The organism is Algoriphagus oliviformis (assembly GCF_017254915.1).
In the GTDB taxonomy this organism is placed as follows: domain Bacteria; phylum Bacteroidota; class Bacteroidia; order Cytophagales; family Cyclobacteriaceae; genus Algoriphagus; species Algoriphagus oliviformis.
Map to the genome: position 1 here is coordinate 701394 of NZ_JAFKCT010000001.1, position 21353 is coordinate 722746.

Below are 21353 nucleotides of genomic sequence, written 5' to 3' on the forward strand. Positions count from 1 at the left end.
CTGCGCTGTTAGATGGTTCTGCCTACTTTCTGGTACTCCCGTCGGATTCCCTCCCGGATATCTTCGAGCCGGATGACCTTGTCCTCATTTTCCAAAGCCATCAGCAGGCTGTGCTGGATCACGTTGACGATGCCGCCCCCGCTGAGCTCGTGGGAGGCAGCGATGGTTGGCAGGTCTATTTTGGGTTCGAGCTTGGCCTGTTCCGGAAAACCCTTCTCCCAGAGAATCAGGCGCTCTTCTGACTGGGGCATGGGGAAAAAGATGCTCGCCTGGAATCGGCGCATAAAGGCATCGTCCAAGTTGTTTTTCAAATTGGTGGCGAGGATCACCAGGCCGTCGTAGTCCTCGATGCGCTGGAGCAGGTAGGAGACCTCCTGGTTGGCGTAGCGGTCGTGGGCGTCGCTCACGGAAGTCCGCTTCCCAAATAGTGCGTCCGCTTCGTCAAAAAACAGAATCCAGCCCTGACGCTCCGCCCGGTCAAAGACCTTGGAGAGGTTTTTTTCCGTCTCGCCGATGTACTTGGACACCAGTCTGGACAGGTCTATGCGGTACACGTCCACGCCCATTTTTTTTCCGAGGAGGGCGGCGGTCAGGGTCTTGCCGGTTCCTGGAGGGCCAAAAAACAAGGCCTTGTAGCCGGGCTTCAGGATTCGGGACATCTTCCATTCTTTCATCAGAAAGTCCTTGTGCTTCAGCCAGACCTCCAGCTCCCGCAGCTGCATCCATGTTTCCTCGGGCAGCACCAGGTCCTCCCAGCTCAGGGGAGTCTGGAGGCGCTGTGCGGGAAATTCGGAGTTGAAGGCGGGTTTTTGGACTTTGCCCGTGGTGATCTGGTCCAGGACTTCCCGTGAGATGGTCAGCGTACCGTTGAGGAAAGACTCTTCCGGCTCTACTTCGCCCAGCCTGAGTAGGTTTTCGCGAAACAAGACCCCCGTGGAGTCGAGGAGGTTCTGGTACTGGAAGCGCTTTTTCAGGTCGTTTCCGGCAAGTATGAAGAGCACGGTTTCGCCTGTGGGGATGAAGCCGTTGTGGCTTTTCCCCTTTCTCCCCCCAAACTCGGTGTAAATCTGCTGGGTGAGCTGGTTGCGGCTCATGAACATGTCCAGCAGCTGGGGTCGGATGTGGGGCACCGCGGCCAAGATGAGCAGGAAGCGCTCTTCCGGCCCGAGGCGCAGTTTTCGCACCAAGTCCGAATAGGCGGAATCCAGGCCTTGGAGCTCGGGTGCGGGGATTTGGAGCAGGTCGGAGGGGCCTGATGCCGGATTGCCGTTGAGTGCGGAGCGGGCCTTGAGGATCTGCTGCAGCCAGTCCAGCTCGAGCTGTATGGTTTGGGCGTTATCGTGTGCTTTGCTTACCATTCTACAAAAAGGGTTTCGTTCATCCAGGGAAGTTTGATGATGCTGAGGGTCCAGGGCAGGCGATTGAGCAGGATGTCGATCGAGGTCCTGGGAATGTGGAGCAGGTAGCCTTTGTCAGTTTGCCTTAGACTTCCCTCTCTGGGGAAAAAGCCCTGGGCCATCGCTTGCCCCGAGGTGCACTTCAGGACGGTCCATTGCGCGGCCATCGCGTCGAGCAGGTTGGGGATTTCCTCTTTTTCCAGAGCCGAGGCAGCAAAGGCCACCGGGATGGCTTCCTCGGGAGCTATGCCGCAGAGGATCTTGTTGAGCAAAAGGTCCGACTCTTCGTACTCGTGGCTTTCGTCCAGCAGTGCCTGGATCAGCAGGGCGGCCCGATGCTGGGCTGCGGTGGAGACAAAAGCGGTTTTGTCCACCAGCCCGAGCCCGCGGAAAAAATAGGGCAAAAAAGGCGCGGTCAACACCAAGCCGGCATTGGCGATCAGGACGGTTTCGTCTTTGTCCAGGCCAGGCGGTGTCTTTTTTCTGTCCTGGACCTGGGCTTGCCGGTCGGATTTCGCCGTCCCTTTTGCTGGACTTTTTTCGACCGGCTGTTGGAGGATTTGGCTGGGCAAGCGTCGATGCCCGGCTTTGGGTTTCTCTGGGTCGCCTTCGAAATTGGCGCGCACAAAACTGCTTTGAAGCCATTTTTCCCTCAATTCCTCCAATGCTCCCGACCGCTTTAGTCCTTTGATTTTCTCCTCGGGAAAAAGCCCGAGCAAGGGCATGAATATCCTTTCGTCGCTGATCTTGGCTTTTTGCGCAGCAAAGAAAACAGCCCTCAGCTCCAGCCCCACAGCCGATAGCCCAGCCGCTTCTTTTGCGAAAAAGACCTCGACCAGGACAGGCGCAAGCCTTTTCTCCAGCTCTGGAGAGGAGAAAAAAGACGGCACCCATACTTTTTTCAGACTGAAGTCCAGTTGCTCCCAAGCCTTTGCGCCTTTCGGAGAGACCCACTTAGCCAATTCCAGGAGCTGGGAATAGTCGAGGTGATGGACTAGTCTTTGGACCGCCTGTGGCGAAAGCGGCTGCTCGGACAGCCAGGCCTGAAGTGCTGGGTTTTTCTCCTCCCAAAAGAGGGTTTTGAGCAGGCGACGGATTCCGGTTTTTGCAGTGGCTGACGACCACCAGGCTGCGCGTCCTTTTTCCAGCAAAAAGATCAGCTGCTCCAGCTCCGGGCTGGGTTTTGGTCTGGCTGTCACATTCGTTTTCTGTGGGCCAGTGACGGGTTTTGGACGGGGATGTAGCAGTTCTGGGCTTTGGCGCAAAATCTGGGTTTTGAGCATTTCGCGGAGCTTTCTCCGGAGACTATCCGGATCGGGCTTGCCGGCGATGTGGCCCAGGTCTATCTCCAACCTTTCCAGACGGATGGTTTTCCCGGGGATCTCCACCTCGTCCAGCACGCTGGCGATCACCGGCAGCAGCTCCCGCTGATACCAGGATCCCCACTGATCCATGTCGGCTTTGGCCTGCCGCTCGTCGCCGTAGCGCAGGTCGAGAGTTTGGCTATGGATCAGGTGTCGTCCCATTATTTACCTCCGATCAGTTTCACCAGCGCCGCTTTGGTGGTATTGCTGCGATACTTCAGGTCCCGCTCGTCGGCGATGGTTTTGAGCGTGTCGTTTTTCAGCATACCCAGCTCTTCGGTATCGAGCACCACCTCCTGCTTGTCGTTTTCGACCAGTTTGATCAGTTCATTTCTGTCCTTGGTGGGATTCTCCGCGGCAAGCAAGCCTCGGAAGGAGGCTACGCGGATGAGATCGTCGTCCGCAAGTGTGTTGATGCCGATGGTGAGTCCTGGGACCACCACCTCGCCGAGGGTCTGCGGAGTCATGACTACCGTGATGACGGTTTCATTGCAGATCGCACGGGAAGTTCGGATGAATCGCGGCGCCTCAAAGATCAGGGTCTGTCCCGGATTGGGGAATTCGACGGAGAAATTGCCTTTGTCGTCCGTCGTAGTGGTGATGTTGGTGCCCTCAACGGAGATTTTCGCCCCGGTGATCGATCCTCCCGTAGGCCCCATCAGCGTACCCACTACCTTGGTGGAGGTGCATTGGGGTGGAGGCGGATTTTGCGCGCCGCAGTTTTCGGCCTGGTAGTCCAAGATGGCCTGGCCCAGTGCGTCATAGTCCATACCGTCTTGGAGTAGCCCCAGGCAAGTTACAAGCTGGGTTCTTTCATCTTCTCCTTCCAGGATGCTGAATTCGATCTCCTCCGGCGTAAAGCCTTTGGTTTCCTGAAGACTGTTGAGGAGGGATTGCACGGCCTGTTCCAGGCTGTTTTCCTGGGGAAGATCTCGGGCGGAGAGCGCCGCACGCACGAATTTTTCACCCCAACAGGTCAGAATTTCCACGGTGTAGCAGCCGGTATGCTTAGGCCCTTTCACCCAGATCGTGACCCTGCCTACATCGGAGAGGCCGCTCTCCTCGTCCAGCAGCTGGTAGGAGAAGGCATCGTCACCGGTGAAGTCCTTCGGAGGTTCGTACAGGAATGCGGGGCTTTCCCCATCCTGCTTGACGGTGCCGCCCTTTTCGCTGCCGTCCTGTATGGGTTTGACGGTGTATTTTCTGTCCACGGCCAGGCGGTCGTTGACCATGATTTCGATGCGGATGCCCTTGTTTTGCAGGGTGATCGCAAAGTCAGGCCGCGCAAAGGGTGGCAGCAGTCCCCAGTCCTCTCCTTCGCAGGCATCCAGACAAAGACAGTCACAGGCCGCGCCCGGCAGGCTGAAGTCGCCGATGACCTTGCCCGAACTCTGCATGTACAGCAGGATAAAGGTGCCCCCTTTGTACACGCCGGCTTCGTGGGTCAGGCCTGGATTTTGGATGAGGTACTCCGAAAACTTCCTGGAATTGTGCAGCTTGGCCTTGCGCTGCAGGTAGCTGAGGTAGAGGCGCTGGATCTTGGTGAAATAGAAAAGGTCGAGGATGCGGTAGACCAAAGGAGAGACCCTAGCCATCAGTCCGTTGTACAGCTCCAGCCGCATATCCTGTTCTTTTTCGTCGATGTCGATCTGGTCCAGGAGCTTCATTTGGATCAGTAGGAAGTCGAGGAGCGTCTGTAGGATCTTTTTGTAAGACTCCTGAAACTTGTCCCAGTCCAGATCCTCCATGCACTCCGCTAGGGCCTCCACCCAGTTTTCGAAGAGCTCAAATGCCTTGAGCACCTGTTTTTCGGCATCGTCGTCGAAGAGCTCTTCTTCGCTGCCATGCTCTTCGTTGAACTTTCGAAGGAAATCCAGGATCTCCCGAAGGTCACGGATCAGGCCGACGAGCAGCAGGCGATGGTGCATGTATTCCTCTTGCAGGTCGTTCCAGCCGCAGTTTTTGTCCTCGGCTACCCCAGCTGCATCCAGGTGAAGCGCTTCCAGGTGGACGGGGAGGTTGAAGTCGCTGATGAGCTTCAGGATGGCATCCTTTGCTTTTGCGATATCCTGATCCAGATGCCCCTCTATCCTCAAAAACGGGTAGGCCTCCCAGTCGTAGGAAAGCGGGGACTGCAGAAAGTCCGGATTGGCGACCGGGGTATCGGGCTGGTTGTCGTAGCCCAGCACGCTTCCCCGAGCCGAGGACCAAAGCTGCTGCTGCTCGGGATCGGCCCAGTTTTTTTCCAGGGAAAACCAGTTGCCCAGGCCGCCTTTGGACTTGATGCTGTAGTAGTAAGGCAGGCTGCGCTGCCCGAGCCGGCCGTATTTTTCCTTGCTGGGGGTGATTTTGATAGGGAATTGATCCGGCTTGGGGTTTCTCAGAAGGTCCAGCTCAAAGGTCTCGATCATCAGTACCAGCCTGCGGTAGCGCTGGGCGAGCGTCTCCTTCTGGAGCCTTTGCCCGTTGAAGATCGGCGGCTGGATCAAGCCATGGCGGTATTTGTAAAATTCCTCAGCCGACTCGCTGGAAGGCATCGCTTTTCCCAAAAGCAAATGGAGCGGAAAAAGCGAGGGGTCGGTCGGGCAGGAGTACCAGAGCGCGAGGCCGCTTTCGAGAAACTCCTCCCAGGCCAGGTTAAGCTCCTTGAAGAAGTCGTAGAGGTACTGCGCGCCCCTCACCGTGGCGGGGGCATCGCTCAGGCTTTGGTTGATCTGGGTGATTTTGGCAGTCAGGGCGGCCTGGTCAAAGGGATTTTTGAACTCAAAGCTTTTGGCCAAAAGCGGCTCGAAAGTGTTGTAGCCCGCTTTTAGGTTTTCCCAGAAAGACGCATCGACCGTCGCTTGGATGGTTTTTTGGTAGTGGTTGATGAATGCCCCGATTTGGTTGGACTCGGGGGCTGCGGGTTTGAACAGGGGCTTTCTGAGGGCGAAATGCTTCAGGTCGGGAGCGCTGGGAAAAGGGTTGGGGACGTTGGACGAGCGGGTGAGGATCAGGTCGAGGTCAGCCTTGCCCACCAGCAGCCTTCGCAGGGAAAAGATCCGGTCTTTGCCCTTGTCGTCGCAGGCATTGCCCAGGCAGGACTTCAGATCCCGGTCAAAGATCTCGATGAAAAGCAGGACGAATTTTTCGTTGAGGAAGCTGGCCGGATCGTTCAGTTTCTTGACGTCTGCATCATCCTCGGGCTTTTCGGAGAGCATCTCCCAGAGCGTGGCATCCTGCTCGGGAAATCCGAATGGCTTGTAGCTCACACCCACCGGCAGGCTGTAGGGGCGGTAGTGGGTGGCATTGAAGTCTGTGCCGATCTGGATCAAAAAGCCCTCAGAGGTGATGCCGAGGCCCTTGGTGACTTTCAGCCCGGCGGTCAGGGGCTGGATCTGCAGGCCACAGACTATCCCGATGCCGATCAGCTTGGATCGGGTGAGCCGGTTTTGCTGATCCAGATAGGCGCCCAGCTGGTTGAGCTGGTCACTGGTGAGGACCTGGCTGCCTTCGAAGAGTGGATAGGATGGAATGATCTGGCTCATAGGACTGTGGGTTTAAAATTCTCCCAATGACGAAAAATTGAGGATGATGGCATTGGCCAGGCTGTCGTCCTCGGCGCAGTCGTGCAGGGAGCCGGAGGGATAGACGTTGCGGACTTTTTCCAAAACCTCGATCAGCTGGGAAAGTGCTGTAGATAGTTTTTTTGGATGCTGTGGGTTTGTGAGCGATTCGAGCAGCCAGGACTTCCAGGCGCGCTCCAGCTCCTCCATGTGCTCGGGGCTGATCCAGCAGATCGTCAGAAAGACCTGCGAAGGAGCCTCGGTTTTTAGCTTGTTTTCCAGGAATTTGCGGAAATCCCGGTTGATAAACCTGCCCGGCCAAAACGGCAGCAAGACGTGCGCGATGCTGGTATAGGGATCGTCCAGCGTGCATTGGCACTCCTCCTGGAAGTGCGGATCGAGTAGCCGGTCTTCGAGCAGCTCGGTGACTGGCACACCTGATTCATCCGCAAATTTGAATTTTCCGCTGTGCCTCGGCCGCAGCAGAATGTGCTCCAGCAGGTGGCTGCCTTCGTGGCTGAAAAAGGCCTGCAAGACGAAGGCTTGCATCTTTTCCATGGCTTTGACTTCCTCGCCCCCCGCGATCAGAAACTCGCTCCCGCTGACGGAAAGTACCTCAAAGCTGCGCGAAAGCAGGATCTCCCCGCCGATCAGGTCTTCCCTCGGCCGGGTTTGGGTGGTGATGACGGTGTCTCCATCTACCAGTTCCAGTTTGAAAATCGGGTAGGAAACGAGAAAATCTTCCCCGTTCAGCACCGTGCTGACCGTGATTTCCGAGGCTTTGGAAAGGACAGCCAAGTGGTCGTCGGCGACGGTCAGCTGATGGCTGTCCGCATCGAGGTCGAGGATCTCCAAGGACTGCTCGAAGTGGATCAGGTCTCCTTTGGTGGGATTTTGGTCGGCGGTAAGCTTGATCTTGGAGCCTTGGGCTACCGAGGTAGCCAAAGTAAGGGGCAGCGGGGCAAAGCCGCTTTGCGCCAGCCAGCAGTCGCCCCAGGTGCCGTCCAGCAGCTGGGCGGCAAGCGCTGCGTTGAAGTTGGTTTCCACGCTTTTTGCCAACAGTCCCCCGCGGATCGGGTCAATCACCGAAAACTGATAAGGCGTCTCCGTGTCCGGATCGGCTTGGTATCCGCTGGCTCGGGACGCCGCGGCGATCATTTCCCAGATATGTTCTTTGATCCGCGCTTCGGCCAAGTCCAAAAGCTCTGCCTCGGAAACGGCATCGGGTACTTCCTGCTCGATTTTGCCGGACAAAATTGGGCTGCCAAGGCCGAAGGGAGCGTCAAAGAACTCAAACTCGATTTCGTATTTCGGAGGCGCGGGAGCCATCGCGGTAGAGATGCTGTATTCGTACCAGTCGCCCAAGCCCAGGCTGAGGTTTTTGCGGTTGGCGCGGGGGTTGTCGAGGAATTCCTGTCGGAAAATCCCTTGGATCTCCTCCAAGGCAAGTGCAGCGTCGCCACCCGCTGCCAGGGAGGCGAAGTCTTTTTTGACGCTTTCCCCGAGGATTTCTTCTTCGAAGACCAGCTCCAACACCAGGCTTCCGGGCGAGCCCGAAATGCCCCAATTGCTGGGGTCTGAGGCGATCAGCAGGATTTTTTCCAAAGCCAATTTTGCCGCTTCCAGACTTGCAAATGCCTCGAAAATCTCAAACAGGGGCTGATCTGCGCTGTCCAGCACCGTGATCGCCCAGCTTCCCCCGCTCTCGGCAAACTCAAACCGCGGGCGGAAAACCAGCCAATCGGCTTCCTTGTGCCGAATGCCGTACAGGCCAGCCACCCGGTTTTCCAGACCGGAGAGATTGTCGATATGGTAAAATCCATTCGCGATCGCGTAGTCAAAACCCTGTCCCCGCTCGGCACTCAGCTGGGGATAGCGGTTCAGGAATTGGAGCTTGTCCTCGATGAGGCGCTCCTTGCCTTTGTCCGGGCTGATGCGGACGGTCAGCAGGGCGTAGTCCGTCAGCTGCTCGGCAAATCGCGCGAGGAGATGGTTTAGGAATTGGTTTCTCCGCTCGAGGTAGACTTCCTTGGGCTCTGCCAGGGAATCGAGGATTTCCTGCAAGCCCACCAGGTCTTTCCAGATGTCCGATGCGTCAGGCACGAGGGTTTCGAGGTTTTGGGAGAAAAAGGTCTGGGTGATCTTCGGGTTGCCAAAGGCGTCTTTTTCCAAGGAAATGGAGAAAAGGTCTCGCACGTGGGAGAGCTGGTTGAGGTAGTTGCCCAAAAACTGCTCAAAGACGAGCAGGTAGGCCTTCAGCTGCTTCACCTGGTAGGCCTCGGGACGGCTTTCTCCCCTCGGCAGCATGCCCTCTTCCCCCACTCCATACACCAGCGGGAAGTCGTTTTGGATAGAATAGTAGTCGCCCGAGTCCGTAAACTCCCCGGTGATCTCGTCAAAATCCAGCTGGGGATATCGGATTTTTTGGGGACGCTTAGCCTCTTGGATCTCTTCCAGCAAGTCCTCCACTTCCTCCCGGTCGGCTTTGAAGGGCAGCCCCTCCTTGTAGTAGATGAGCTTGCTCCGCTCGGAGTTCAGGCGGGGCACGTAGTTTTGCGCAAAGGCCAAGTCCAGGCACCAGCGAACGCTTTTAGAAGGGATTTTTCCCTCTGGGTCGTCTTGGGGCAGGTTGGCGATTTGGATGCTTTTCACAGCCAAAACGCCCTCGATGTCCATGATCAGGTGGATCAGGTCGGAGACATGGAGCTTGGCCTTGCGGTCGGCCTTGGCCAGCTCGGACTCGTCGATGAAGCCATGCTTCAGCAGGGGCCCTTCGAAGATCTCCTCGGTGGGCAGGCATTGCTCCGCATCCCAATCGCCGAAATATATCCGGTCATCCTCCCGGATCAGGGGGCTGGTGAAATTGGGCGAGACGAGGATCTCCGCCAGGCCGGGTTCCTTGGGGGCGACCTTGATTTCCAGGATTTCGTAGGTGCCGGCGTTGTTGCCGGAGCCGATGATGCTCAGGGTAGAGCCAGCCTTCGGAAAGGCGTCTGGGGCCAGCTCCATCCAGATTTTGGCCGGGTTTTGCTGGATGCGCGTCATGGGTAGGGTGCCGGACTTGCAGCGGTGGAGCATCTCGTCCAGGGAGTAAAAGTTGACTTGGGGGGAGAGAAAATCCCCAATGGCAGATAAGATGCGCGCCTCGGTCAGCTCCACGTCAGCTTCCTGGCTGAGCTCGATGTCGGCGCAGACCAAGATCTCCTCCACCCGCAGCGCGTGAAACTCCACAAAGTCCTCGCAGAGGTTGCGGTTGGCATGGAGGGTTCGCTTGACCTCCGCCAGGATCTCGGCGACTTTGGAGATCTTGACTAGGTAAAAGGACAGGATGCCGTCAGGGTCGTTGAAGACAAAGTCGTTGACCAGGGTGTTCAGCTCGGCGATTCCTTCGATTTCCTCCAGTCCGCTGGGGGTGAGCTCTGTGCCGCTTAGCTCGATGTAGTTGCTGGGCGAAAGCTCAAACGTCAGCTCGAAGCCAGAGGGCATGTTTTGAAACTGGATGGAAATGCCCTGAATAGCTTTTCGGATGGCGCTTTTGTCCTCCCAGTCAATGGCCTCGTCCCATCTGGGGAACTCCACCTGTACGTCCACCACCACGCCAGCCAGATCGGGATGCTCATCGATGGAGATTTCCATGCTGAGCTTGTTTTCGTTGAGATCGCCCAGCTCCTCGGTCGTGTCAAACTCCAGCAGCACGTCGTACAGGATGCCCAGCTGCAGTGCTTTTTCGGTTTTTGGAAAAGGCAGATAGGCCAGTTTATTGGCCTTTCTGTCTGGGAAAATGGCGATCTCGTTGCTTTCCCGCAGGGTGAGCCAGGCATTTTTCACCCCTGCAAAATCGGCGATGCCGCCCTCCTCGACCACTTCCACGTCCATCAGCAGTTTGCGATAGTCTTCCAGGGTGAGCGCCTTGCCGGGAAGGATTTGCGAAGCCTTGAAAAACTGCCCCGCCAGCGAACCTGTATCCAGGGCCAAGAGGTCTTGGATGGGTTTGTTGGCGCGATAGCTCAGGTCGGTGATCGCATAGCAAAGCACCTCCAGGATGGTGATGCCAGGGTCGTGCGCGTTGTAGTCCGTCCAGATTTTGCCGGAGATCCGCTGGATGTAGGCGATGGCCTCTTTGCGGAGCAGCTCAAAATCCATGGCGGGACGCTCTGGTTTTGCTTTCGATATGGTGATGGTGTCCTGCATGTCTTAGGTTTCAAAAGCTTCATCCATGTCCGAACTTTCCGTGGAGGCGATGGAGATGATCGCAGGGACTTCGTTGTCGGCACATTCACAGTCCTCCGTCTCCAAAATCGTGATCAGGTGATCCCCATAGCTGTCCACTGTGCCGACCGAGCCCAGCAGCGATACGCCCGTGCTTCCCTTGGCTTCCTCCACGCGGCTGCGGGAGAGGATCTCCCCATCCACCGGATTTTTGATGAGGTGATAGAGTTCAAAACAGGTCACGTAGTCCACGTAGGGCAGCTTTTCGACGAAGTGGAGGACTACGGAGCTGTGGATTTCCCCGGTAAAGGTGAAGGCCTCCGGGCTCTGGAATGCCCAGGGGGAAAGGAAAGCCTTGAGGTCGTCTTCCAGTTTTTTTGCAAAAAGGGAGCGATCCACGCCAGCCAGGAAGCGCACGTTGGTTTTGACCTGAAGCTCCTCATAGACCGGATTGACCACGTGGAGAAAGACGCCGGCGGAAGTGATGTCGGCAAGAAATGCCTTCACTTGGGCGATCAGTGCGACGCTGGCCTTGGGGCGAAGCGGGTCAATGGCATTCTTGTTTTGCACGTTGGCGACCAGCACCACGGTGACGTGGCGGGGTGCCAAAGCCCGGTAATTTTCCAGGTTGCCGTCAAACTCGGTGTGGTTTTGGACTTTGACCTGGTAGATCTCGGGAAACTGTCCCAGCACCAGATGCTCATAGTCCCAGCGGGTGACCGCCCGCTGCTTGTGGCGTAGTCGCTCGGATATCCGGGTGTAAAAGTCCTCGGAAGCCTCTGCCGTTTTTCCCCCAAAGGAGGCAAAGGGCTGGTCGATCTTGCTGACCTGGGCCTGGGAAATCTTCAGCTTGGCGATGGTCTTGGCGGGAAGTGCGGCGGCCAGGCGATTGGGGTCGTTGTCCTGGTCGTCAAAGGTCACCCGGATCGCCTGCGCGATGATCTGGGTGAAATCCGGAATCGCATCGCTGTTTTCGGCGACCGTGGCCATGAGCCAGGTCAGCCCATCGTCCAGCAGGGTATGGGCGTTGTTTGCCGCCCTCGGCATAGTAAATCCCACCAAGCCGGTTTGGATCAGGCCATTGGTTTCGTCCAGGACCAGATCCAGCTTGTCAAAGGTTTTCCAGTCGTTTCCGGCGAGATACTTCCAGACCACCGTAGGCACGACCTTGTCCGGATTTGCGCTGCCGTCCAAGACATGGATCAGCAGTTGCAGGGACTGTCCGGGGAGGTGGTTTTTCAGGCCGATCAGGAGATGGCCTTCGTCCGGATAGTCGGGCAGGAGTAGGCTGGGGTTGGTTTCTTTTTTTGCCTCGCCAAAAGCCCCGATGTGGAAAAACGAGTTCCACTTGCTCTGGCCGGGGACAAAGGAATCGCTGGCCTCGTAGTCGAGCTTGACGCTTTTTACCTCCGGAAGATAGGGCTCATTGGGCAGCGTGACCGAGTTGGGATCGGTCGCTGTGGCTTTCAGGATGGCTTTGTCCGCAAAAAGTTTGGGGAAACCGGTATGCCCGAAATCGGTGCCGGCGAGGGAAAGCTTCAGAAAACCCCGCTTGGAAGCCGGTGTCCAGGAGATGAAGTCACCCAGCTCGGGTTCCGGCTGGATCGTATCCAGCTCACCGCTTTCCAAAGTGTAGCTCTGGAGCGTGGTCGGTGTGCCGGAGGTGTTGAAGAGGGAAAGGGTCTTTTTGGCATCCCCCCAAGTACGGTCGTCGAGGAAGTAGGCCTTGGCCTGAAAGGTGGCATTGGATCGGGCTGGAGTGTAGCCGCTGTAGTGGCTGGAAAAATCGACTGTGGGAAGCCCATGCCATTCCAAATGGATCTTCAGGCTTTCCAGGCCTTTGCTGAAAACCTCCCGGTTGCCGACATAGAAATTGGATCCCAGCACCGGCCTAAAGCCGAAAGGATGGATGTTTTTGCCTACGGGCAGGGTGCTTTGGTCATTTTGCAAAACCAGGTTCTCCACCCCCTCCACATCCACGTGGATTTTGACCGAGCTGAGCTCCATCCCCTGCAAGACGGGGTAGGCGTAGCTCTGGACTGTATCCGCCAGCTCCACCTTGATGAGCGGCTGGTCGGTGAGGAATTTTTGCAAAAGGACTTCCCCGTCATAGCCTATCACCGCATCCTGGTCGGGGATGAGGTGGCAGTGGAGGATCAGCTCGACACCTGCCGCGCCGAGGTCTTTTAACTCATGTTTTTGGGTTTGGAAACTGAAAATCAGGTCTGCGATCTTGTCCGGCCCCATGCCTCTCACGGCATCGACTTGGGCCAGGGAAGTGAATTTTTTGCCCGGTAGGATGGCATCCCGTGCCGCCAGGATGTTTTTGGCGGTGACCTCGCCGATGTCATAGCCCCGAAATGGGCGGTGAACGCCCAGCTCGGGGTTGTCAAAAACCGGCCCGGCCTGGGGCTCCACCCCCGCGATGTCCTGCCAGGTTTTGGCGTCGTTGAGAAAGGTGAGCACCTGATCCAGCACTTCTTCCTCCGAGTTGGGAAATCCCACGGCGGCTTCGATCCACTCTTTTTCCCCACTCAGCAGAAAGCGAAAGGTAGCGTTCAGGTGGAGGGATTTGAGCTTTTCCAAAAGGCCTGCCTGGGGCTTGAGCAGCAGCGTAAGGGTGATTTTGCGGAGCCCCTCGCCCAGAGCCAAAGCAGGAGAGCCAATCGCAAAGCCCAGTACCGCGGCGCTGCGGTCGGCCTCGGGAAAGAGTGTCTTTGGCGTGCCAAAGGGCTTCCAGCGTCCGTCCGGGTGGAGGATTTCAGCGCCCTTTCCATCGGCCGAGTTGGCGACGGGAGAAGCGTAAAACCTTCCATTGGCATCCCGGTAGAGGGACTTGAGCGCGGCCACTTCGGCTTTGTTGAAGGCTTGGTCAGCCCCGTTTTTGAAGATCACTTCCTTGCCCAGGTCGTCTTTTCCGGCTTTGAAGCCCGAGTTTTTTGGCAGGAGATGCTCGCCTACATGCTTGGCGAGCTGGAGGATGAGATAGGCCTGGTCGGCTTCCGCAGGCTTTTCCTTCAGCCTCAGGATATCCCGGTAGAAAAAGTCCAGATGCTTTTTGGTCAGGCCGTTCAGGTCGTCTTGGGCGAGGAGGAAGTTTTGTAGGAAAGCGAGAAAAAGCGCGTAGTGGGGATCGGTACGCTGGTCGGCGGCGATTTCTTTCTCAAAAAAAGCAGCCCAATCCCCGTCCCAGGTATCGGCAGAACTTCGGAATCTGAGCTGGGCGGCGATCCCCTTGGCATAGGCCTTCAGCTCCTCCAGCTGCCGGCCATCCACTGCCACATAGTCGGGCAGCAGACTTTCCAGTAGTCTGTTGGCGCGGTTGGTGCCGCTTCCGGGAACTTGGGTGCTATGGCAGCTGTCGGTGCTCATTTGGATACGTCAGTGGCTTCGATGAAGAGGTAGGGATAGACGAGATTTTGGCGGTTGTTGGTGGAGATGATAAAATAGCTGATGAGCACCTCGACCCTGCCCTCCTGGAAGTCCGGCCTCATGTCTATTTCCTCCACTTTTACCCTGGGCTCGTGGAAGAGGATGGCCCGCTTGATCCGGTTGGTGATCATGGTGGCAGTGGTCACGTTGAGTGCTTCGAAAAGCAAATCCTCCATGTTGGCGCCGTAGTCCGGACGAAGCACCCGCTCACCGATGGTGGTATTGAGCAGGATGATCAGGCTCTGGCGGATGTCCTCCTCGTTTTCCACGAGGTTGACCTGGCTTGCTTCCGGAAGGAAAGTCACCGGAAAAGCCCATCCACGTCCCAGAAAGGTATTTTTCTCAGCCATTATGTTCAGGGTTTGCGTTCATGATCAGTTGATTTGGACTATGGAACCTTTGACCGTGGTGCTGCCAGAGGAGGTGAATTCCGCCCCGGCGCTGCCGTCCGCAGTCAGCTGGGCGGAGGCTTTGGCCTCGACGTTGGTCCCTTCGATCTTGACATCCCCGGAGGCCTTGAGGATGATGTCTTTGGCGGATTCCAAGGTGATCCCGTCCGAGTTGAGGGTGGCTTTGTTGCCGTTTTCGTCCTCCAGGAGTATGCTTCCCTCGTCGTCGCTGAGGACGATTTTGTTTCCGTTTGGCGTCTCGATGGAGATGGACTTTTTGTCGTCGTCAAAGACCAGTTTGAGCTGGGTTTTGGTGACGATTCCCTTCTGGAAATTGTCCTCGTCCTGGGCAAACGGCGCGGGCTTTGCGGAGCTGTAGAGCTTGCCGAGGATGACCGGGTCTCTGGGGTTTTCATTGATATAGCCGACGATGACTTCGTCTCCCACCTCCGGAAGGAAGAAAATACCCCGGGCGGCCTCACCCTCCCCGGCATCCGGAGAGGCCATTCTCGCCCAAGTGCCCTCCGATCCCGGATCGATCACCGGAATATAGATCCTCACCCGATGCTCGCCCAGCGGGTCGTCCAGGCTCGTGACGACTCCCACGTGGAGACCCCGGATGGCAGGAAGGAGGCCAGCCGCGGGCACATCCAGAAAGTCATCGTAGAGACTGGAAATGAAGCGTGAGTCCAGCCCCAGTCCCAAATGCGTAAACCACTTGCTGTTGGGCGAGATCTCGTGGTACACCGAGGAGACAAAGGCTTTTCCATTGAACCTGTCCCCAAAACCCAGCAGGGAGACCATGTCTCCGGGCTTGATGGCGGGGTCGCCGAGGATCTTGACTTGGCCCTGTATCTTGGAGAGGCGGCTGCGCATCAGCTTGGCATCGGCCCAAGCCTGGAGCTCCTGATCGTCCAGCCCCCCGCTATGCTGCAGTCGGTAGTCGCTGAGCCCGATCACGTCAGCGAGCTCGGAGCCGCTCAGGTTGCTCTGGAAGTCCATGCCGGGATCGCTGGCCTCGACTTCTTTGAGCTCTTGGTTGGCCAAGTCCCAGCTGGTGCTTTTGCTGGCGGAGTACTGGGTGCGGGCGTCCATCTCTGCCTGGAATTCGACCACGTTGGTGCCGCATTGCAGTTCGGCCTTGGCTTCGGCACTGGTCGCTGGCTTGAGAATGCTCACTTTTCCATCCTCCACGAGGGCCAGCTTGCCGTTGACCTCGGCGCGGGTGAGGACGAAGTCCCAGTCGGTGACGTAGTACTGCACCATCTCGGGATGGGTGGCGGTGGTGGCCTCCACATCGGCAGTCAGTCCGCTGTAGGCACCGATCACCTCCTCGATGATGTCCGAGTCCTTGGACTCAAAGAAGTACTTGTTCTTTCTCCCCACGGTCATTTTCACGACCGGATCTTTGAGCTCCAGGATGAGTTTGGAGGCCTTTTCGGAGACGTCCAGACCATGCCGGATGATGATTCCTTTGAAGATGCTTTCCTCTTGGCTGTTGTAGCCGGCTTGGATTTCGATTTCTTTTCCCGGCACAAAAAGCTCCCCTCCGCTCAGGGAGAAGTCCCCCGCGGCCACGTCCCCATCGTAGAGGACGAGCCGGGCTGCCGGCACCTTGTTGACCGCCTTTTGGATCGCAATCATCGCCACGCCCACGGATGCGGGCAGCTCGGTGCCGTCCGACAGGATCTTGTAGGTAGCGAGGCTTTGGTTGTCTTCGGTGCTGACGGGTACGAGGGGCATGGCTTAGGCTTTGGCTAGGGGTGGAAAAAAGAGTTCTTGGCCGACCTCCAGTTTGCGGAAGTTTTTCAGGCTGTTGACGCGGGCGACCTCCAGGTAGAAGGCGGTGGATCCGTAGATCCGCTTGCACATCAGGGGAAGGGTATCTCCCGCGTTGACCACCCGGATGTGGGTGAGGTCAGGGGAGTTTCGGCCCGTTTCGGCGGCTTGCTCCTGTCGGGACAGGGACTGGTCAAAGTTTGCGGTGACCGTCGCCCGAATGGGCAAGCCCGCCGAGTTGAAGAGCTTGTAGTTCACCGTCGCGCTGCCCAGCACACCCCGAAACTGAAAGGCGCCCCAGTTGATCTGGAGGTAGTTGGGCTTGTGGGAGTCGGACTGGATGTTTTGCGTGATGTCGAGAAACTTGCGGATGGCCCTGTCCACATGTTTGTCCTCGTTGATCAGGTCGATGGCGGAGACTTTGGAGCCGCTGATCCGATCCAGGTTGGGCTTGTTGCTGCCGAGGTAGTCCAGGTTGATGTCGCCGGGTACGTCTTTGCCCGGAGGCGAAGCGGCCGTGGCATCAAAGAGAAACTCGAAGGACACGCTATCGGACTCCAAGGTGCGGAATTGGTACTGCTTGCCGTCGGTGAGGCCTTCCTCGGGAATCCACTTGGACTTAAACTCCTGGCTGAAGGCCGTGGGATTGTACATCACCACGTAGGTCTCCTTGGATGTCTCGTAGGTGTCATCCGAGAAGGCGGTTATCTTCAGTTTTTCCAAGCCTCCCAAGGGAGAAAAAATGTCTTTCAGGGCCATGGCTTCAGGTTTAGCGTTCGTTTTTTTCCTTGATCATCCGGGCCAGCTCCCGCATGCCCTGCAGCAGGGACTCCGTGCCGGGCTGGGGTTTGGACTTTCCGGTGGGCTTTTCCTCGGCGGTGTCCACGGTGGTGCGGATAATGAGTTCTTTGATCTCTATAGGCATAGTCAGACAGGGATGAGGTCGTCAGGTGAAATCCTTCGGAAATACTGGTAGGCAAACTCGATGGACTCGATCATGAGGCTGTTTTCCATCGCGTTGAGCCCCTCCATGCTCCACTTCACGGGCCAGGCATTGATGAAATTCCAGGCCTGCAAGGGCAGGTGTTGCTCGTTGAGCAGGATGACGGTGATGTCATTGGCTTCAAACTGAAAGCCTTCGACGGCGTCCTTAAACCACTTGGAAGCCTGGGAGCCGATCAGCATGCCACGCTTCATGGTCAGGTTTGGATAGGAGACCGGTCCCGGCATGCGATGCTTGTAGCGGTTTTCTCCCCCTTCGGCATACTCCTCCACTCCGATCTCGACGCTGAGTCCGCCGACTTCCTGGAAGCCGATGTCCGGCAGGCCGGGATATTTCAGCAGCAGCCCTTCAAACCTGACCAGAAAGTGAAAACCCGTGGGAGGATAGAGAAAAGCCATGGATTACGGGGTTTCTATAGCCAGTCCTTCGTGGCAGAGCTCGATGGTCTCGATGGCCACTTCGTTGCCGGTGGAGTTGAGCGTGGGGCCTTCCACTTTGCAGGGCCAGGCCTCTTTGACCTTCCAGACCATCACTGGCTCGTGCTCCTCATTGAGCAGGCTGATGGTGAGGTCACGGCGCTCGATGTTGTTTTTCTTTACGGTGTTGAGCCATTGAAAAAACTCGTTGTCGGCGCGGAAAACGCCTCTTTTGAGGACGATGTTGCTAAACTGCGGTATGCCGGGCATCTTGGTGACGTGGTACTCCAGGGAGCTGCCTTCCCGATAGTCTATGGACTGGAGCTCGATGGTGAGGCCGGATACCTCGGTGAAACCGATGCGTGTGCCGCCCCATTCTACCTGAAAATGAAAGACGGATACTGGATATGCTACTGCCATGGTATGTAGGATTTAAAAGTTTGCGGATGGGTTGATTAGGATTCCTGGAGCTTGTGGGAAAACTTCAGGATGATGAATTCTGCCGGACGGACGGCGGCGAGGCCGATTTCCACGTTCATCCTGCCTTCGAGTATGTCTTGGGAGGTCATAGTGACCCCGAGGCCGACCTTGACGAAAAAGGCCTCCTCGGGCTTGGCTCCCGCTAGGGCTCCGTCCCGCCAGAGCTTGGAGAGGAAGTTTTCGATCATGGTTTTTACCCGGAGCCAGGTATTGGCGTCGTTTGGCTCGAAGACCACAAATTCGGTGGCTTTTTTCACCGACTCCTCGATGAAGATGTACAGGCGACGGACCGGCACGTAGCGCCACTCGTTGTCGTTGCCGGCCAGGGTGCGGGCACCCCAGACCAGGGTTCCTTTTCCGGTGAAAGCCCGGATCACGTTGATGGACTTGCCGGAGGAGGCGTCCACGTTGAGCGAGGCCTGCTGCTCGTGGGAAACCTTCACGGCCGGGCCGATGATGGATCGGATGTCCACGTTTGCGGGGGCTTTCCATACGCCCCGCTGGCTGTCCACCCGGGCGTACACCCCGGCTATTGCTCCCGAAGGCGGCACGGTGATGTAGAGCTTGCTGATCTCCGACAGGATGGCGCGGTGCAAAGAAGGATCTGCGGCCAACAGCGCGTTGAGGTTGGAGCCGTTTGCCGCGTTGACGATGGCTGGATTGGGCGCACCGGCACCGATGTAGTTGCTGGTCTGGGTGATGGTGACGGAGGCGGAGTCGTAGCCAAAGTTCAGGGCGCTCCTGAGGTTGGGATAGTAGACCGCTCCGTACTTGAGGTCACCCGAGCCGATGCCGGTATTCCTGAAATTTTCCGCGTCGGCAAAGGGATCGGTGGTGTTGGCCTTGACGTCAAGGATGACGAATCGGTCTTTCAGTTTTTCGCATTGTGCCAAAGCAGCCTCGTAGACTGACTTTCCATTGGCGAGTGAAAGGTCGTCCGGAAAAAGAATCAGCGTGGGTTCATCCACTTTTTCCACCGCAGCCAATCCGCCGAGCAAGCTGGTCGCCGTGGTGCTGTCACCGACGGTAGGCGCGGTGCCAAAGTCGTTGACCGAGACGATGTAGCAGGGGCCGCCGCCATTGTCGAAGAAGAGTCGCAGGCTGTAGTACATCTTGTAGACGCTGGGCGTGGCGGGAGGGGTTGCTTTGACGACCCGGGCGCTGAGCTTGGCGGGCTGGCCATTTTCCCCGGTATAGGTGTCTTGGATCGCGACGGCGATGGCTTCGGGCTGCGCAAAGCCAAAAATGGACTCATACTCCAGCATGGAGGTGATGCGAGTGGGAATGCCCCGGACGGATTCTCCGTTTTTGGTGGCCAAGTTGGTATGCCCGATGAATGCGGGTATCGCGGTCTCCACCGCCGCGATGGATGCTGGCAGCGTGGAGATTTCTTTGATGTAGACTCCCGGTGTGGCGTAAGTTGACATAGGAATAGCGTTTTGGGTTAAAAGTGATCATGACTATCGGCAATCTTGCCAGTAAGCGAAGTTGCTTCTTCAATCGGGTAGGAAGACCGATGACCGAAGACCGAATTAGGGCAAAGCCCCAATTTTTAGGGTTCTTTTGGATTGTCGCAGCTGCCTACTGGCATAAAAGCGGATAATCATAAAAGAGATTAGGACTCCTGGAGCTTGTGGGAAAACTTCAGGATGATAAATTCTGCCGGTCTCACTGCCGCCAGTCCGATTTCTACGTTCATCCTGCCCTCCAGAATATCCAGGGCGGTCATGGTTTGCCCCAGCCCCACCCTTACAAAAAAGGCGTCTTCGGCTTTGGCTCCTGCCAGGGCTCCCTCCCGCCAGAGATTGCTGAGGAAGTTTTCGATCATGGTCTTCACCCGGAGCCAGGTCTTGGCATCGTTGGGTTCGAAGACGACGAATTCAGTGGCTTTTTTCACCGACTCCTCGATGAAGATGTACAGGCGTCGGACAGGCACGTAGCGCCATTCGTTGTCGTTGCCGGCGAGGGTGCGGGCACCCCAGACGAGGTTTCCTTTTCCCTGGAAGAAGCGGATCGCATTGATGGACTTTCCGGAGGTCGCGTCCACATTCAGGAGGGCCTGTTCGTCATGGCTGACCGTCACGGTAGGATGGAGCATGGACCGGATGTCCACATTGGCCGGCGCTTTCCACACCCCTCTCTGGCTGTCCACCCGGGCATAGACGCCCGCCATGGCCGCGGCAGGGTAGAGCTCGAGGAGCTTGGACTGGAGGGCGGCGATGATGGTGTTGTAGAGGGTTTTGTCGGGAAGTGCCCAAGAAAAGGTGCCGGTGCCTGAGACCACCGCCCCGCCATTTCCGCCCCCATCGTAGGTCAGCACGGTGGCCGCTCCGGCTTCCCCCGGCGTGGTGGACACCAGGGTGATGGTCTCTCCCTGACGGCTTGCATTGTATGCCGGGTTGGCTGCGGCTTGGATGGCGGTGAGGAGATTTTGCGCAGTGGTGGCGTTTCCGGCACCGGCGGCAAACTCAGCCCCCTCGGTGAAGGTATCCCCGCCGATGGTGAAGGCGTCCCCCGCGATGTTTGCATTGGTCGTGATCCGGATCGTCGCACTGGCAAAGGTCTGCCCTCCGGTGATCTGGGCGATGGTGAGGCCATTGAAAGGCCCCAGCCCCACGCCGCCGCGGTTGTCCAGCACAGTCAATACGGCGGGGTTGAAATTTCGATACAGGATGGTCTTCAGTCCTGGATAGTAGGCCGCTCCGTACTTGAGGTCGGAGTTGCCCACTTCGGCGCGGAAGTCGGCCCCGTCCTCCGCCACCGTTTGGTTGGGATAGTGCAGGGCGTCCATGAGCGCAAAGCGATCCTGGAGCTTGGCGCATTGGGCAAGCATCTGATCGTGGAGGGTCTTGCGGTTGACGTCGCTGAGCTTGGCGGCCTCGGGTACCACCAGCAGCGTAGGCTCGTCTTCCTCCTCCAGCACCTTGAGGCCGGCGAGGAGCTCGTCGATGTCTATGTCGTCGCCTGTGGGGGCGGCTACGTAGTCCCCCACGGAGACGATCCAGCAGGGGCCGCCCCCATTGGAGAAGTACATGTACACCTGATAGGTCATCAGGTACTGGGAAAAGTTGGCCGGATCGGCGATGGCCACAGTCGGGCCGTCGGTGATCGTGATCGTATAGCTCTCGGCAAAGGACTCCCCGAAGATCTCCTTGTACTCAAGGAAGGAAGTGACCCGGGTGGGGATGTTGATGTCGAAGGCTTCTCCGTTGCGGATTCGCTGGGCGGTGTAGCCCACAAAGGCCGGGATGGCAGTGGCCACCGGTACGATCGATGCGGGAAGGGTGGAGATTTCCTGGATGTACACCCCCGGGGTTTTGAATTCTGCCATATCAGTTG

13 protein-coding genes are annotated in these 21353 nt (G+C 57.4%); all 13 read right to left on the minus strand.

What is annotated here, in order from left to right; translation table 11 throughout:
- Window positions 1–8 precede the first annotated feature (8 nt).
- Complete coding sequence (locus tag J0A68_RS03045; protein ID WP_206576707.1) at window positions 9–1358, minus strand: ATP-binding protein; 1350 nt, start codon at window positions 1356–1358, stop codon at window positions 9–11.
- Window positions 1352–2923: a contractile injection system tape measure protein gene (locus J0A68_RS03050; RefSeq protein WP_206576708.1), complete on the minus strand. Its 1572-nt coding sequence runs from the start codon at window positions 2921–2923 to the stop codon at window positions 1352–1354. Before J0A68_RS03050 ends, J0A68_RS03045 begins: the two co-directional genes overlap by 7 nt.
- Window positions 2923–6288: a carboxypeptidase-like regulatory domain-containing protein gene (locus J0A68_RS03055; protein ID WP_206576709.1), complete on the minus strand. Its 3366-nt coding sequence runs from the start codon at window positions 6286–6288 to the stop codon at window positions 2923–2925. The genes J0A68_RS03050 and J0A68_RS03055 overlap by 1 nt, the downstream gene beginning before the upstream one ends.
- Before the next feature lie 12 nt (window positions 6289–6300).
- Window positions 6301–10497, minus strand: coding sequence for a baseplate wedge protein (locus J0A68_RS03060; RefSeq protein WP_206576710.1), 4197 nt, complete (start codon window positions 10495–10497; stop codon window positions 6301–6303).
- A 3-nt stretch (window positions 10498–10500) separates the two neighbouring features.
- Window positions 10501–13887 carry a baseplate J/gp47 family protein gene (locus tag J0A68_RS03065; protein ID WP_206576711.1) on the minus strand — a complete coding sequence of 1129 codons (3387 nt, stop codon included), beginning with the start codon at window positions 13885–13887 and terminating at the stop codon, window positions 10501–10503.
- Complete coding sequence (locus tag J0A68_RS03070; RefSeq protein WP_206576712.1) at window positions 13884–14297, minus strand: GPW/gp25 family protein; 414 nt, start codon at window positions 14295–14297, stop codon at window positions 13884–13886. The genes J0A68_RS03065 and J0A68_RS03070 overlap by 4 nt, the downstream gene beginning before the upstream one ends.
- Before the next feature lie 24 nt (window positions 14298–14321).
- Window positions 14322–16079 carry a type VI secretion system tip protein VgrG gene (vgrG, locus tag J0A68_RS03075; RefSeq protein WP_206576713.1) on the minus strand — a complete coding sequence of 586 codons (1758 nt, stop codon included), beginning with the start codon at window positions 16077–16079 and terminating at the stop codon, window positions 14322–14324.
- A 3-nt stretch (window positions 16080–16082) separates the two neighbouring features.
- Window positions 16083–16874, minus strand: a complete 792-nt coding sequence (locus J0A68_RS03080) for a CIS tube protein (RefSeq protein WP_206576714.1) — start codon at window positions 16872–16874, stop codon at window positions 16083–16085.
- 10 nt (window positions 16875–16884) lie between these two features.
- A complete protein-coding gene (locus J0A68_RS03085; protein WP_206576715.1) occupies window positions 16885–17040 on the minus strand; it encodes a DUF5908 family protein in 156 nt (51 codons plus the stop codon).
- 2 nt (window positions 17041–17042) lie between these two features.
- Window positions 17043–17516, minus strand: coding sequence for a phage tail protein (locus tag J0A68_RS03090; protein WP_206576716.1), 474 nt, complete (start codon window positions 17514–17516; stop codon window positions 17043–17045).
- Window positions 17517–17519: 3 nt separating this feature from the next.
- Window positions 17520–17954: a phage tail protein gene (locus J0A68_RS03095; RefSeq protein ID WP_206576717.1), complete on the minus strand. Its 435-nt coding sequence runs from the start codon at window positions 17952–17954 to the stop codon at window positions 17520–17522.
- Between the two features lie 35 nt (window positions 17955–17989).
- A complete protein-coding gene (locus tag J0A68_RS03100; protein ID WP_206576718.1) occupies window positions 17990–19441 on the minus strand; it encodes a phage tail sheath family protein in 1452 nt (483 codons plus the stop codon).
- A gap of 188 nt (window positions 19442–19629) precedes the next feature.
- Window positions 19630–21345 (minus strand): phage tail sheath family protein, encoded by a 1716-nt coding sequence (locus tag J0A68_RS03105; protein WP_206576719.1) that lies wholly within the window; start codon window positions 21343–21345, stop codon window positions 19630–19632.
- Between the last annotated feature and the right edge of the window lie 8 nt (window positions 21346–21353).

Bases quoted from the DNA above. Each gene is read 5' to 3' on its own strand.
- J0A68_RS03060 (WP_206576710.1), bottom strand. From the start codon at position 10,497: ATGCAGGACACCATCACCATATCGAAAGCAAAACCAGAGCGTCCCGCC.
- J0A68_RS03085 (WP_206576715.1), bottom strand. From the start codon at position 17,040: ATGCCTATAGAGATCAAAGAACTCATTATCCGCACCACCGTGGACACC.
- J0A68_RS03100 (WP_206576718.1), bottom strand. From the start codon at position 19,441: ATGTCAACTTACGCCACACCGGGAGTCTACATCAAAGAAATCTCCACG.
- vgrG (WP_206576713.1), bottom strand. From the start codon at position 16,079: ATGCCCCTCGTACCCGTCAGCACCGAAGACAACCAAAGCCTCGCTACC.
- J0A68_RS03045 (WP_206576707.1), bottom strand. From the start codon at position 1,358: ATGGTAAGCAAAGCACACGATAACGCCCAAACCATACAGCTCGAGCTG.
- J0A68_RS03070 (WP_206576712.1), bottom strand. From the start codon at position 14,297: ATGGCTGAGAAAAATACCTTTCTGGGACGTGGATGGGCTTTTCCGGTG.
- J0A68_RS03050 (WP_206576708.1), bottom strand. From the start codon at position 2,923: ATGGGACGACACCTGATCCATAGCCAAACTCTCGACCTGCGCTACGGC.
- J0A68_RS03105 (WP_206576719.1), bottom strand. From the start codon at position 21,345: ATGGCAGAATTCAAAACCCCGGGGGTGTACATCCAGGAAATCTCCACC.
- J0A68_RS03080 (WP_206576714.1), bottom strand. From the start codon at position 16,874: ATGGCCCTGAAAGACATTTTTTCTCCCTTGGGAGGCTTGGAAAAACTG.
- J0A68_RS03090 (WP_206576716.1), bottom strand. From the start codon at position 17,516: ATGGCTTTTCTCTATCCTCCCACGGGTTTTCACTTTCTGGTCAGGTTT.
- J0A68_RS03055 (WP_206576709.1), bottom strand. From the start codon at position 6,288: ATGAGCCAGATCATTCCATCCTATCCACTCTTCGAAGGCAGCCAGGTC.
- J0A68_RS03095 (WP_206576717.1), bottom strand. From the start codon at position 17,954: ATGGCAGTAGCATATCCAGTATCCGTCTTTCATTTTCAGGTAGAATGG.
- J0A68_RS03065 (WP_206576711.1), bottom strand. From the start codon at position 13,887: ATGAGCACCGACAGCTGCCATAGCACCCAAGTTCCCGGAAGCGGCACC.